Raw genomic sequence first — 12,819 nt, forward strand, 5'->3', positions numbered from 1 at the left:
CCACGAAGGAGTGATCAGGCGTGCACGTCCCGGTACACCCCGTCCGCTTCGTGACCGCCGCGGCCCTGTTCGACGGGCACGACGCGGCGATCAACATCATGCGGCGCATCCTCCAGTCCCAGGGGGCCGAGGTCATCCATCTCGGGCACAACCGCTCGGTCGACGAGATCGTCACGGCCGCCATCCAGGAGGACGTCCAGGGCGTGGCGATCAGCTCCTACCAGGGCGGGCACCTCGAGTTCTTCAGCTACCTGGTCGACCTCCTGCGCGAGCGCGGCGCGGGCCACGTCAAGGTGTACGGCGGCGGCGGAGGCGTGATCGTCCCCGAGGAGATCGAGCTGCTGCACTCGCGCGGCGTCACGCGCATCTTCTCGCCCGAGGACGGCCAGCGCTACGGCCTGCCCGGCATGATCAACCAGCTCATCCAGGAGTGCGACGTCGAGCTGGGCGACCCGCCGCCGGTCGAGGCCGTGATGGCCGGCGACCAGGCGGCGCTGGCCCGCGCGATCACCCTCATCGAAGGCGGCAGGGCCCCCTCCGAGCTGATGGACGGCTTGAAGAACGCCACGGACCGCCGCGCGCCCGTCCTCGGCATCACCGGTACGGGCGGCTCGGGCAAGTCCTCGCTCACCGACGAGCTGGTCAGACGCTTCCGCGTGGACCACGACGACAAGCTGCGCATCGCCGTCATCGCCATCGACCCCACCCGCAGGCGCGGTGGCGGCGCGCTGCTCGGCGACCGCATCAGGATGAACAGCCTGAGCCCGCAGACCTACTTCCGCTCCCTGGCCACCAGGGGCGCGCCCAACGAGGTGCCGGCCTGTCTCGACGACGTCATCGCCGCCTGCCGGGCCGCCGGCTACGACCTGGTGATCGTCGAGACGCCCGGCATCGGCCAGGGCGACGCGGGCATCGTGCCGCACGTGGACGTGCCGATCTACGTCATGACGCCCGAGTTCGGCGCGGCCTCCCAGCTGGAGAAGATCGACATGCTCGACTTCGCCGAGGCCGTGGTGATCAACAAGTACGAGCGGCGCGGCGCCGAAGACGCCCTGCGCGACGTGCGCCGCCAGCTCGTACGCAACCGCGAGGCGTTCGGCGTCGCCCCCGAGGACATGCCGGTCTTCGGCACCATCGCCGCCCGCTACAACGACAGCGGCGTCACCGCCCTCTACCACCACCTCAAGCCGCTGCTGTTCACCGGCGCGACGGGTCCTGGGCTGCTGGCGCCGGTCGAGGGGCGGACGTCGAAGGTGTCGGCGGCCATCGTGCCGCCCGCGAGGTCCCGCTACCTGGCCGAAATCGCCGAGACCGTGCGCGGTTACCACGCCGAGACGCTGGCCCAGGCGGAGGTGGCCAGGCGCAGACAGCAGCTGGCCGCCGTACGCGACCTGCTGGGGGAGGGCCCGAGGGAGGGCACAGGGGAGGGCGCGGAGCCGGCGCGGCTCGCGGAGCTGACCGAGCAGGCCGAGCGGGAGCTGAGCGACGAGAGCCGCGCGCTGCTCGACGCCTGGCCCGCGCTCAAGGAGCGCTACCGCGCCGACGAGCTGGTGGTGCGGATCCGCGACCGCGAGATCCGCACGCCGCTGTGGCGCGAGACCCTCTCCGGCAACCGCATCCCCAGGGTCGCGCTGCCCCGCTACACCGACCACGGCGACCTGCTGCGGTTCCTGCGGAGCGAGAACCTGCCTGGCATGTTCCCGTTCACCGCCGGGGTGTTCCCGTTCAAGCGCGACGACGAGGATCCGACCAGGATGTTCGCCGGCGAGGGCGACCCGTTCCGCACCAACAGGCGCTTCAAGCTGCTCTCGGAGGGCCAGCCCGCGACCCGGCTGTCCACCGCGTTCGACTCCGTCACCCTGTACGGCCACGACCCCGACCCCAGGCCCGACATCTACGGCAAGGTCGGCACCTCCGGCGTCTCCATCGCCACGCTCGACGACATGAAGGTGCTCTACGACGGCTTCGACCTGGCGGCGCCCAACACGTCGGTGTCGATGACGATCAACGGGCCCGCCCCGACGATCCTGGCCTTCTACCTCAACGCCGCCATCGACCAGGCGAGGGACCGCTTCCGCGCCGAGCACGGCCGCGATCCCGGCGAGCAGGAGGACCGCGAGCTGAGCGCCCGCACGCTGGCCACCGTCAGGGGCACCGTGCAGGCCGACATCCTCAAGGAGGACCAGGGGCAGAACACCTGCATCTTCTCCACCGAGTTCTCGCTGCGGATGATGGCCGACATCCAGGAGTGGTTCGTCCAGAACGGGGTCAGGAACTTCTACTCGGTCTCCATCTCCGGCTACCACATCGCCGAGGCGGGGGCCAACCCGATCAGCCAGCTCGCGTTCACGCTGGCCAACGGGTTCACGTACGTGGAGGCGTACCTGGCCAGGGGCATGAAGGTGGACGACTTCGCGCCCAACCTGTCGTTCTTCTTCTCCAACGGCATGGACCCCGAGTACAGCGTGCTCGGCCGGGTGGCCCGCCGCATCTGGGCGGTCGCCATGCGCGAGCGCTACGGCGCGGGGGAGCGCTCGCAGAAGCTGAAGTACCACATCCAGACGTCAGGGCGCTCGCTGCACGCCCAGGAGATGCACTTCAACGACATCCGCACCACGCTGCAGGCCCTCATCGCCGTCTACGACAACTGCAACAGCCTGCACACCAACGCCTACGACGAGGCCGTCACCACGCCGTCGGCCGACTCGGTGCGCCGGGCCATGGCCATCCAGCTCATCATCAACCGCGAGTGGGGCCTGGCCAGGAACGAGAACCCGCTGCAGGGCGCGTTCGTCATCGAGGAGCTGACGGACCTGGTCGAGGAGGCGGTGCTGGCCGAGTTCGAGCGGCTGTCCGACCGCGGCGGCGTGCTCGGCGCGATGGAGACCGGCTACCAGCGCGGCCGCATCCAGGACGAGTCGATGCTGTACGAGACGCGCAAGCACGACGGCTCGCTGCCCATCATCGGGGTCAACACCTTCCGCAACCCCGCGCACTCCGACGACGCCGACCCGCACAAGCTGGAGCTCGCCAGGGGCACGGAGGAGGAGAAGCAGTCGCAGCTCGACCGGCTGCGCGCCTTCCACGAGCGGCACCGCTCCGAGGCGGCCGCCCAGCTCGCCCGGCTGCGCGAGGTCGCCATGTCCGACGGCAACGCCTTCGAGGTGCTGATGGAGGCGGCCAGGCACTGCTCGCTCGGCCAGATCACCGACGCCCTGTTCGAAGCCGGCGGACAGTACCGGCGCAACGTGTGAGCACGACCCGGTGCGCGGGGGCGGCGGGCCGGCGTCGATAGGATCGCGCTGCTGGGCAAGATCAGGGGACCATCGTTATCAGGAGGCTTTCATGTCCGACGTCACGTTCAAGGGCAACCCCATCACCGTCGCCGGCACCTTCCCCAAGGCGGGCGACACCGCTCCCGCGTTCCGGCTGGTGGGCAGCGACCTCGCCGAGCGCACGCTCGACGACTTCGGCCAGAAGACCAAGGTGCTCAACATCTTCCCGAGCCTCGACACCGGTGTGTGCGCCGCCTCGGTGCGCCGCTTCAACGAGATCGCCGGCGAGCACCCCGACGTGGCCGTGCTCTGCATCTCGGCCGACCTGCCGTTCGCGCAGGGCCGCTTCTGCGGCGCCGAGGGCCTGGAGAACGTCACCACGCTGTCGATGATGCGCGGCCGCGAGTTCCTCGCCGACTACGGCGTGGCGCAGGAGTCGGGCCCGCTGGCCGGCCTCGCCGCCCGCGCGGTGGTCGTGCTGGACGGCGACAACAAGGTCGTCTACTCGCAGCTGGTGCCGGAGATCACCCAGGAGCCCGACTACGACGCCGCCCTCGCGGCCCTCAAGTAACTCGCGGCCCTCAAGTAGGCGGCCAGCCGAGGCGGGTGGTCAGCTCGTCCTGGAAGGACGCGGCGAGGTCGAGCAGGTGGCGGTCGTCGGTGGCGGTGTGCTGGAGGTCGAGGATCAGCTCGTGCGCCCCGGCCGCCGCCGCCGCGGCGAGGTAGGCGCTGATCTGGGCGACGGTGCCGCTCCTCGGCGGCCGGCCGTCGCCGGTGACGATCGGGTTGGCGCGCAGGATCATGCGCAGCGCGCCGGGGTCGCGCCCCGCGATCTCCGCGGCGTGACGGATCTTCCGCCACATCGAGGTCAGCACGGAGGCCGGCAGCGTGGCCGTCAGCCAGCCGTCGCCGCGCCGGCCGATGCGCCGCAGCGCCGGGTCCGCGAAGCCCGCGAGGTAAAGGGGCGGGCGGCGGGCCGGCTTGGGCTCGACGTGGCTGGGCGGGATCGTCCACAGCTCGTGCTCGAACCACACCGGGTCGGTGGTCCAGATGGCCTCGAGCGCGTCGAGCGTGGCGTCGTAGCGCCGGGCCCGGCCATCCCACGGCACGCCGGTGGCGGCGTACTCGTCGGAGGACCAGCCGAGCCCGAGGCCCACGTCGAGCCGGCCGCCGCTGAGGTGGTCGATGGTGGTGAGGGAGCGGGCCAGCACGATCGGGGGGTACCAGCAGGCGTTGAGCGCGCTGGTGCCGAGGCGTACGGACGTGGTGACGGATGCGGCGACCGACAGCACCGCGAACGGGTCGAGGAAGACCCGGTGGGCCTCGGGGATGGAGCCGTCGCCGCCGGGATAGCGGTCTTTCGGCCGCATCGGGGTCAGCAGCCGGTCACCGGCCCACAGGCTGTGGAAGCCCATCTTCTCGGCCGCCCGCGCCACCTCCAGCACGCTGGCGAGCGAGGCGAACCTGCCGTACTGCGGGACGGCCAGCCCGACGCGCATGGCTCAGCCCTTCCTGCCGACGCCGCACAGGATGAGCGAGGAGGCGGGGTCGTCGACGAAGTCGATGACGTCGGCCTGCTCGGGCCGCCACTCGGGCAGCCACACCAGCCCGGGGTCGATGAGCGTGAACCCGTCGAACAGCTCGCGGATGCGCTCTCTGCCGCGCAGCGTGAGCGGGGCGCTGGCGCTCTGGTAGACCTGGGTGCCGCGATCGACGGCGGCGGCCCTGGCGTCGCTGGTGCCGTGGGACAGCACGAGGTAGCTGCCGGGCGCGAGCGCGTCGCGCAGGGTGGCGAGGATCTCGTCGGGCCGCTCGGCCTCGGTGATGAAGTGCAGGATCGCGACCAGCAGCAGCCCCACGGGCTTGCTGAAGTCGATGGTCTGCCGCACCCCGGGATGGGCGAGGATGGCCGCGGGGTCGCGCAGGTCGGCCTCGATCACGGTGGTGTCGCCGCCCTGGTCGGCCAGCAGCGCCCTGGCGTGCACCAGCACCACCGGGTCGCGGTCGACGTAGACCACCTTGGCGTCGGGCACGACCTTCTTGGCCACCTCGTGCACGTTGCCCTGGGTGGGCAGCCCCGTGCCGATGTCGAGGAACTGCGTGATGCCGGTCTCGGCCAGGTGACGCACCGCGCGGCCCAGGAAGGCGCGGTTGGCCCTGGCGGCGGCCCGCAGCTCGGGGGCGACTTGCAGGATCTGCTCGGCCGCCTCGCGATCGGCGGGGAAGTGGTCCTTCCCGCCGAGGTAGTAGTCGTAGAGCCGGGCCACGCTGGGGGTGTTGGGGTCGAAACCGAGTGACTCCTGCTCCAACCGTCTTCTCCCGATCATCGAGGTAACGATCTTTGCCTGGAGTCTACGGCCCGGTGCCGACAAAAGAGATCATCGAGCCGTCGATCTAGGCTGTCAATGTGGATGACACCGGGACGACCGTAAAGATTCCCGGCGAGGTGCGGCGGATCGTGTCGCTGGTGCCGTCGCTGACCGAGTCGGTGGCGGCCACCGTGCCGCACGCGCTGGTCGGGGCCACGAAGTGGTGCTCGCATCCGGCCGATCTCGACGTGGCGAGGGTGCGCGGCACCAAGAACCCCGACCTCGGCGCGGTCCTGCGGCTGCGGCCCGACGTGGTGCTCGCCAACGCCGAGGAGAACCGCCCGTCCGACATCGAGGCGCTGCGCAGGTCAGGCGTCGCCGTCTGGGTGACCAAGATCGCCACGCTGGAGGAGGCGTTCGTGTCGCTGGAGCGGATGTTCACGCACGCCTGCCGTACGGACCCGCCCGGGTGGCTGGCTGAGGCACGCGCGGCGTGGGGCACGCCGTGGGAGGGCCCGAGGCGTACGGCGATCATCCCGATCTGGCGGCGGCCCTGGATGGTCGTGGGCCGCGACACCTTCACCGGCGACGTGCTCAGGCGCCTCGGCGTCGACAACCTGTACGCCGGCCACCCCGAGCGCTACCCCAAGATCCCGCTCGACGAGCTGACCGGCCGCCGCCCCGACCTCGTGGTGCTGCCCGACGAGCCCTACGCCTTCAGTGCGAGCGACGGCCCCGAGGCGTTCCCCGGCCTGCGGTCCGTGCCGGTCAGCGGCCGGCTGCTCACGTGGTACGGCCCTTCGCTGGTGGCGGCGGCGAGCGTGCTGCGCCGCGCGCTCAGCTGACCTTGTCGCGCCCGGCCTCGGCCAGCGCGGTGTCGACGGCGGCGGCCGACAGCACGTGCTCCATGACGATCACCGCCATGCCCACGATGCCGGCCCGGTCGCCGAGCGAGCTGGTGACGATCTCGAGGTTGCGGGTCGTGTACGGCAGGCTGCGCCGGTAGACGGTCTCCCTGATGCCGGTCAGGTAGTGCTCTCCGGTGCGTGCCATGTCGCCGGCCAGCACCAGCACGCCCGGGTTGAGCAGGCTGACCGCGGTGGCGAGGACGACGCCCAGCGTGCGCCCCGCCTCCTGCACCTTGGCGATGGCGGCGGCGTCGCCGCTCTGCACGAGCCTGACCACGTCGCGGCTGGAGGACACGCCGAGGTCGCTGGCGAGCGCGTGGCCGCTCGCCAGCGAGGCGACGCAGCCGCGCGAGCCGCAGGTGCAGACCCGGTCGTCGGTCTCGCGCAGGCGTACGTGGCCGATGTTGCCCGCCGCGTCCTCGACGCCGCGGTAGACCTGCCCGTCGAGCACGATGCCGGTGCCGATGCCGGTGGAGACCTTGACCAGGACGAGCGAGTCGGTGCCGCGCCAGGACGACCACCACTCGCCGAGCGCCATCGCGTTGGCGTCGTTCTCGACCAGGATGGGCACGTCGTAGGACGCCCTGATGGCCTCGCGCACGGGATGGTCGTCCCAGCCGGGCATGAGGAACGACCTGATGACGTGCCCGGTGACGTGATCGACCGAGCCGGGCACGTCGAGCCCGATGCCGCACACGTCGGCGGCGGGCCGCCCGGCCCGGTCCAGCATGCGCTGGAACGCCTCGCGCACCCACGAGAGCACCGCGTCGGGGCCCAGCTCGATGCGCATCTCGGTGCGCTCTTCCGCCATGGAGCGGGCGGCGAGGTCGGTGAGCGCCACCCTGGCGTGGGTGGCGCCCAGGTCGGCCACCAGGATCAGCCGCCTGGCGGCGTCCACGTCGAGCACCGAGGGCGGCCGCCCGCCTCCGGACGCGCCGACGCCGGACTCGTGGATGTATCCGGCGGCGATCAGCCGGTCGACCCGCTCGGTGATGGTCGAGCGGGACAGACCGGTGTGCTCGATGAGCTCTTTACGGGTACGGCAGGAGCCATGGCGGATGAGCTGGAGGATCTGCCCTGCCGTCAGCATGGGGTCTATCCCTTCTCCGCTCCTGCGGTGAGGCCCTCCGTCAGCAGTCGCTCACTGGCGAAGAACACGATCACGATGGGCAGCGTGAGCACCACCGACCCTGCCATCAGGACCGTCGTCGGAATCTCGATGCTCCCCGCGAGCTGCGAGAGCCCCAAGGACACCGTCCAGCTCTCCCGCCGTTCCACGAGGAAGAGCAGGGCGAACAGGAACTCGTTCCACGCGATCATGAACGCGTAGAGGCCGGTGGCCATCAGGGCGGGTTTGGAGAGCGGCAGCACCACCCGCCAGATGGTCGACAACCTCGTGCACCCGTCGATCGCGGCCGCTTCCTCCACGCTTTGCGGCACGGTCTCGAAGTAGTTGCGGAGCATGTATACCGTGACCGGCACCGTCTGCGCGATATAGACGAGGATCAAGCCCACAAGAGAGCCGCGCAGGCCGATCATGGTGAACAGCACGAACAGGGGGATGGCCAGCACGATCGCCGGGAACAGGTACACCGCGAGGAAGAGGAAGTGCACCTGGCGGCGGCCGAAGAAGCGCAGCCTGGCCACCGCGTACGCACCCGGGATCGAGATCAGCAGCGTCACCGCCACCGACGCGACCGCGATGATCGTGCTGTTCCTGAGGAAGGTCAGGAAGCCCTGCCTGGTCAGCACGTTCACGTACGTGTCCAGGGTGAACGCCGACGGCCACAGCGAGCCTGGGTCGAGGATGAGCTCCTGGATGTCGCGTACGGACAGCATCACCATGTAGAGGAACGGGAACGCGGTGATCAGGAAGAGGAACGCGATCACCAGCGGCCTGAGGACCTTGAACAGGCCCCGCTCGAACCTATCCCTGCTCACGCTCACCTCCCGCGAAGAACCTGAGGTAGATCGCCAGGAAGACGACCAGGAAGACGGCCAGCACGATCGCCTGGGCAGCGGCCGCGCCGATGTCGTCGCGCGAGGTCAGGAAGTTGTAGACGCGCACGCTGACCACCTCCGTGCCGGCGCCGCCGCCGGTCAGCAGGTAGACGTCGTCGAACTTGGTGAAGGTGAAGACGAACCGCAGCACCGACAGCAGCGCGATGATGCGCCACAGCTGCGGCATGATCACGTAGCGGAAGCGCTGGGTGGGCGTGGCGCCGTCCACCACGGCGGCCTCGTCCAGCTCCTTGGGCAGCGCCTGCAGCCGGGCCAGGATGAACAGGAACGCGAACGGGAAGTACCGCCACGCCTCGAACGCGATCACGGTGAGCAGCGCGACCGGCACCTGCACGCCGAGGATCTCGCCCCTGGCCTGGGTGAGGAACGCGATCGGCTCGTCCAGCCAGGTGTTGACGATGCCGTACTGGGGGTTGAGCATCGTCTCCCACAGGAACGCCACCGCCACCACCGGGGCCACGTACGGGATCAGGATCGAGGCTCTGACCAGCGTGCGGCCCTTGAACTTGTCGCGCAGCGCGAGCGCGGTCACCAGCCCGATCGCGATCGACAGCGCCGTCCCCGCGACGGTGTAGACGAGCGTGTTGACCAGCGACGACCAGAAGCCGGGCTCGGAGATCACGTACGTGAAGTTCTCCAGCGTGTAGTGCCCGAAGACGCCCACCCGCCTGATGTTGATCAGCCGCGCGTCCTGGAACGCCAGCATGATCGCCCACAGCAGCGGCAGCACCACCACGACCAGCGTGATGATCAGCGTCGGCGAGATGAGCACGAGCCCGGCGCGGCCCTCCTGCCGCCGCAGCGTGCCCCCGCGCCGCCGGCGGGGCGGGGAGCCGGCCGGTGTGCGCGGCTCCCCTGTGCCGGTGGCGGTCACTGCCTGATCCCGCGCTTGATGCTCTCGACGTCGGCCTTGGCCTGCGCGGCGGCGGCCTGCGGGGTCAGCGACCCGTCCACGACCATGCTGAGCGCCTTGGGCACGGGCAGCTCGCCCATCGTGGCGCCGACCAGCTTGCCCTGGCCCTGCGGGATGCCCCAGCGGGCGAAGGTGTCGGGGCTCTTGCGCAGCGCGTCGAGCACGTCGGCCGGGTAGACGTCGGCGAGCGGCTTCTTGGTGTCGACGCCGGCGGGCAGCGCGTCCCACTTCGCGTCGAAGCCCTTGCGGGTCGGGAACTTGCCCTCGGGCGCCATCCCGATCCAGCGCTCGTAGCCCTCGTTCATCATGTACGACACGAATCTGCTCGCCGGGTCCTTGGCGGCGTCGCGGGTGATCGCCCAGGAGACGATCTCGCCGTACTGGGCGGGCGCGGCGCCGTCAGGGCCCTTGAGCGCGGTGACCACGCCGGTGTTCTCGGCCAGCCACTCGGGGTTCTCGCGGCACTGCGGGCAGCTCGGCAGCGCGTCCTTACGCAGCCCGGCCAGCTCGTCGAGGATGAACGACGACCAGACCGTCATGGCCGCCTTGCCGGAGAAGTAGGTGGCCCTGGTCGAGTCGACGTCCTGCTTGCCCTTGACGGACAGGTTCCTGGCCAGGTTCGCGTAGAACTCGAACGCCTTGACGCACTGCGGCGAGTCCAGCGTGACGTTGCCCGAGCCGTCCACGAGCTGGCAGCCGTTGGCCTGGGCGATGTGCTCGAAGCTCTGCGCGGTGAAGGAGTCCTTCGGGGCGATGGCGAGCGTGATGCCGGCGACGCCGCCGGTGTTGAGCTTGGTGGCGGCCTCCTGCAGCGCCTCGTACGTGTCAGGCGGCCGCAGCCCGGCCTTGTCGAACAGGTCCTTGCGGTAGAGGATCAGCTGCGCCCACCCGTCGCTGGGCACCGCGAGCAGCGTCCCGCCCGAGCTGTCGAGCTCCAGCGCCCGCGGCGAGAACGTGTCGCGCCCGAGCCCGTCGACGATCCTCCCCGGCGTCTCGGTGTCGAGCAGGTCGTTGGCCTCCAGCTCGCGGACGGCCGCCAGCGGCAGCGCCCCGATCACGTCGGGCAGGTCGTCGGCCGCCGCCGCGGCCGTGATGGTCTGGCTGAACTGGTCCTCGGCCACGCCGACCAGCTTCACCTTGATCCCGGTCTTCTGGGTGAACTCGGTGACGATCGCGTTCTGCACGGCCATCCGGTCCTCGAGGTTCTCCTCGGTCCAGACCGTGATCTCATTACTGGCTGACTGCTCGCCACCGTCGTCGCCGCAGGCCGCCAGCGAGACGGCGGCCAGCAGGGCGACGGAGAGGACGGCGGTTACCTTCGTCGGCATGGCACGCTCCTCTGATTGGGGATAAGCCGCACTTACCCCTGCACGAGATGGCGCAACGTGCGGTAGGCGATACCGAGACCGGTCTGTACCCTCTCCGTGCTTCCGCTCCACACCGGGTCCTCGTGCTCGACGGAGACCACTCCGTCGTAGCCGCCCTCGTACAGCGCGTCGATCACCCGCGTCCAGTCCACCTGCCCGAGCCCCGGCACGCGGAAGCGGTACCAGCCCTTCTCGCCGCTGATCGGGCCGTAGAAGCCGTGCCGGTCGATCGCGCCGGGCAGGATCTGGGTGTCCTTGGCCTGCACGTGCGCGATGTTCCCGATGTACGGCCGGAGCGCGGCCACCGGGTCGATGCCGAGCGCCACCAGGTGGGACGGGTCGTAGTTGAGCTTGAGCCCGAGCGTGAACATCCACTCCCACAGCTCGGGGGAGTAGGCGAGGTTGCCGGGATAGCCGTCGGGATGCCAGCTCTTCATCACGCAGTTCTCGATGACCAGCTCGACCCCGCGGGCGGTGGCGTACTCGACGAGCGGGCCAAAGACGTCCTCGGCGCGCTTGAGGTTGTCGCGGACCGGCAGCCCGGGGTCGCGGCCGACGAACGTGCCGACCGTGGGGCAGCCGAGCGCGGCGGCGGCGTCCACGCAGCGCATCACGTGCGCGTTCACCTGCGGCCCTTGCTCAGGGTGAAGATTGTTCTCGTAATAGGCGATCGAGGAAAGCGTCAGTCCGGTCTCGGTGAAGATTCGCCGGACTCGGGCGTTTTCTGCCTCGTCGAAACAATCTACCTTGATGTGATTTCGGGCATCCGGAGCCGGCCAACCCGCGACTTCGAGAGCCTCGTAGCCCTGGTTCGCGGCCCACCGGGCAATGTCGGTAAGGTCGCTTTCCGGAAGACACGCTGTCAGAAACCCCAATTTCATCAGTCACCTCCGACAGAAGTCGTAGACTTAAGCGTGTTACGAACGCTACTAGTGCGTACCAAGAATCACTAAATCTTTGACTTTTGTTTGATCATTGAGCGTAAGTGTGAGGAATGCGCGTCATCACCTTCGAAGAGCCAGGCCATGTCCGCGTCGGCCTGGAGTCGCCCGCCGATCTCGTCCCGGGCACAGTGCGCGTACGCACTCTCTATTCAGGAGTCTCAGCGGGCACCGAACTCACCGCCTACCGCGGCACCAATCCCTACCTCAATCGCAGATGGGACACCGAGCGCCGGCTCTTCGTCGAGGGCCGGACACATGCCTACCCCCTGGCCGGGTGGGGCTACCAGGAGGTCGGCGAGGTCGTCGAGGCCGCGCCCGACGTGGCCGACCCGCCGCTCGGCAGCCTGGTCTGGGGCATCTGGGGCCACCGCGCCGAGGCGGTCGTCCCGGCCGCCAAGCTGGAGGGCCACGTGCTGCCGCCCGGCGCCGACCCGCTGACCGGCGTCTTCGCCCGCGTGGGCGCCATCGCGCTCAACGCCGTGCACGCCGCCGACGTGCACCTCGGTGACCAGATCGCCGTCTTCGGCCAGGGCGTCATCGGGCTGCTCGCCACCCGGATGGCCGTGCTCAGCGGCGCCCGCGTGGTCGCCGCCGACGCCATCGCCGACCGGCTGGAGCTGGCCAGGCGTTTCGGCGCCGCCGAGACCTTCGACATCGCCTCGGGCTCGGTGGCCGAGTTCATGCGCAAGCGCGTCGAGGGCGCCGACGGCGTCATCGAGCTGAGCGGCAGCAACGCCGGCCTGCACGAGGCGATCAGGACCGTGCGCAGGGGCGGCAGGGTGGTCGCCGCCGGGTTCTACCAGGGCGACGGCGTCGGCCTGCGGCTCGGCGAGGAGTTCCACCACAACCAGGTCCAGCTCGTCTCCTCACAGATCGGCGGCGTCGCCTCGTGGCTGGCGCACCGCTGGGACGTCGAGCGGCTGCAGCGCACGTTCATGGAGCTCGTGCACCGCGGCGAGGTGGACGCGCGCGCCCTCGTCAGCCACGTCGTGCCCGTCGACCGGGCCCCTGAAGCCTTCGACCTGCTCGACAAGCACCAGTCCGAGGTGCTTCAGCTCGTCTTCGAATTCAAGGAGTGACA

At 70.0% G+C, this 12,819-nt stretch carries 11 protein-coding genes; 4 read left to right on the top strand and 7 right to left on the bottom strand.

The window, feature by feature from the left end; genetic code table 11:
* The first annotated feature begins 20 nt into the window (after positions 1-20).
* Complete coding sequence (gene icmF / locus ABZW11_RS02810; RefSeq protein WP_355411904.1) at positions 21-3,254, top strand: fused isobutyryl-CoA mutase/GTPase IcmF; 3,234 nt, start codon at positions 21-23, stop codon at positions 3,252-3,254.
* 91 nt (positions 3,255-3,345) lie between these two features.
* Positions 3,346-3,846: a thiol peroxidase gene (tpx, locus tag ABZW11_RS02815; protein ID WP_345397384.1), complete on the top strand. Its 501-nt coding sequence runs from the start codon at positions 3,346-3,348 to the stop codon at positions 3,844-3,846.
* Between the two features lie 10 nt (positions 3,847-3,856).
* On the opposite strand, the gene ABZW11_RS02820 is transcribed toward tpx, so the two are convergent.
* Both ABZW11_RS02820 and ABZW11_RS02825 read right to left on the bottom strand, forming a co-directional pair.
* Positions 3,857-4,774 (bottom strand): TIGR03619 family F420-dependent LLM class oxidoreductase, encoded by a 918-nt coding sequence (locus ABZW11_RS02820; protein ID WP_355411906.1) that lies wholly within the window; start codon positions 4,772-4,774, stop codon positions 3,857-3,859.
* Positions 4,775-4,777: 3 nt separating this feature from the next.
* Positions 4,778-5,602, bottom strand: a complete 825-nt coding sequence (locus ABZW11_RS02825; RefSeq protein WP_355411908.1) for an SAM-dependent methyltransferase — start codon at positions 5,600-5,602, stop codon at positions 4,778-4,780.
* Positions 5,603-5,682: 80 nt separating this feature from the next.
* Here ABZW11_RS02825 and ABZW11_RS02830 point away from each other — a divergent pair, with 80 nt between their 5' ends.
* Positions 5,683-6,429, top strand: a complete 747-nt coding sequence (locus ABZW11_RS02830) for a helical backbone metal receptor (RefSeq protein ID WP_355411910.1) — start codon at positions 5,683-5,685, stop codon at positions 6,427-6,429.
* Here the strand turns inward: ABZW11_RS02830 and ABZW11_RS02835 are convergent.
* From ABZW11_RS02835 to ABZW11_RS02855, 5 genes are read right to left on the bottom strand one after another with little or no spacing between them, the layout of a single operon-like run.
* Positions 6,422-7,582: an ROK family transcriptional regulator gene (locus tag ABZW11_RS02835; RefSeq protein ID WP_355411912.1), complete on the bottom strand. Its 1,161-nt coding sequence runs from the start codon at positions 7,580-7,582 to the stop codon at positions 6,422-6,424. The two genes, ABZW11_RS02830 and ABZW11_RS02835, sit on opposite strands and share 8 nt — an antisense overlap.
* Before the next feature lie 5 nt (positions 7,583-7,587).
* Positions 7,588-8,433: a carbohydrate ABC transporter permease gene (locus ABZW11_RS02840; protein ID WP_355411914.1), complete on the bottom strand. Its 846-nt coding sequence runs from the start codon at positions 8,431-8,433 to the stop codon at positions 7,588-7,590.
* Positions 8,420-9,388 carry a sugar ABC transporter permease gene (locus tag ABZW11_RS02845; RefSeq protein WP_355411916.1) on the bottom strand — a complete coding sequence of 323 codons (969 nt, stop codon included), beginning with the start codon at positions 9,386-9,388 and terminating at the stop codon, positions 8,420-8,422. Before ABZW11_RS02845 ends, ABZW11_RS02840 begins: the two co-directional genes overlap by 14 nt.
* A complete protein-coding gene (locus ABZW11_RS02850) occupies positions 9,385-10,755 on the bottom strand; it encodes an extracellular solute-binding protein (RefSeq protein ID WP_355411918.1) in 1,371 nt (456 codons plus the stop codon). Before ABZW11_RS02850 ends, ABZW11_RS02845 begins: the two co-directional genes overlap by 4 nt.
* 32 nt (positions 10,756-10,787) lie before the next feature.
* The gene (locus tag ABZW11_RS02855) at positions 10,788-11,675 is read right to left on the bottom strand and encodes a sugar phosphate isomerase/epimerase family protein (RefSeq protein ID WP_355411920.1); all 888 of its coding nucleotides are present in this window, start codon (positions 11,673-11,675) and stop codon (positions 10,788-10,790) included.
* 113 nt (positions 11,676-11,788) lie between these two features.
* Here ABZW11_RS02855 and ABZW11_RS02860 point away from each other — a divergent pair, with 113 nt between their 5' ends.
* Positions 11,789-12,817, top strand: coding sequence for a zinc-binding dehydrogenase (locus tag ABZW11_RS02860; RefSeq protein ID WP_355411922.1), 1,029 nt, complete (start codon positions 11,789-11,791; stop codon positions 12,815-12,817).
* The last annotated feature ends 2 nt before the right edge of the window (positions 12,818-12,819 follow it).

The organism is Nonomuraea sp. NPDC004580 (assembly GCF_040609855.1).
Lineage (GTDB): Bacteria > Actinomycetota > Actinomycetes > Streptosporangiales > Streptosporangiaceae > Nonomuraea > Nonomuraea salmonea.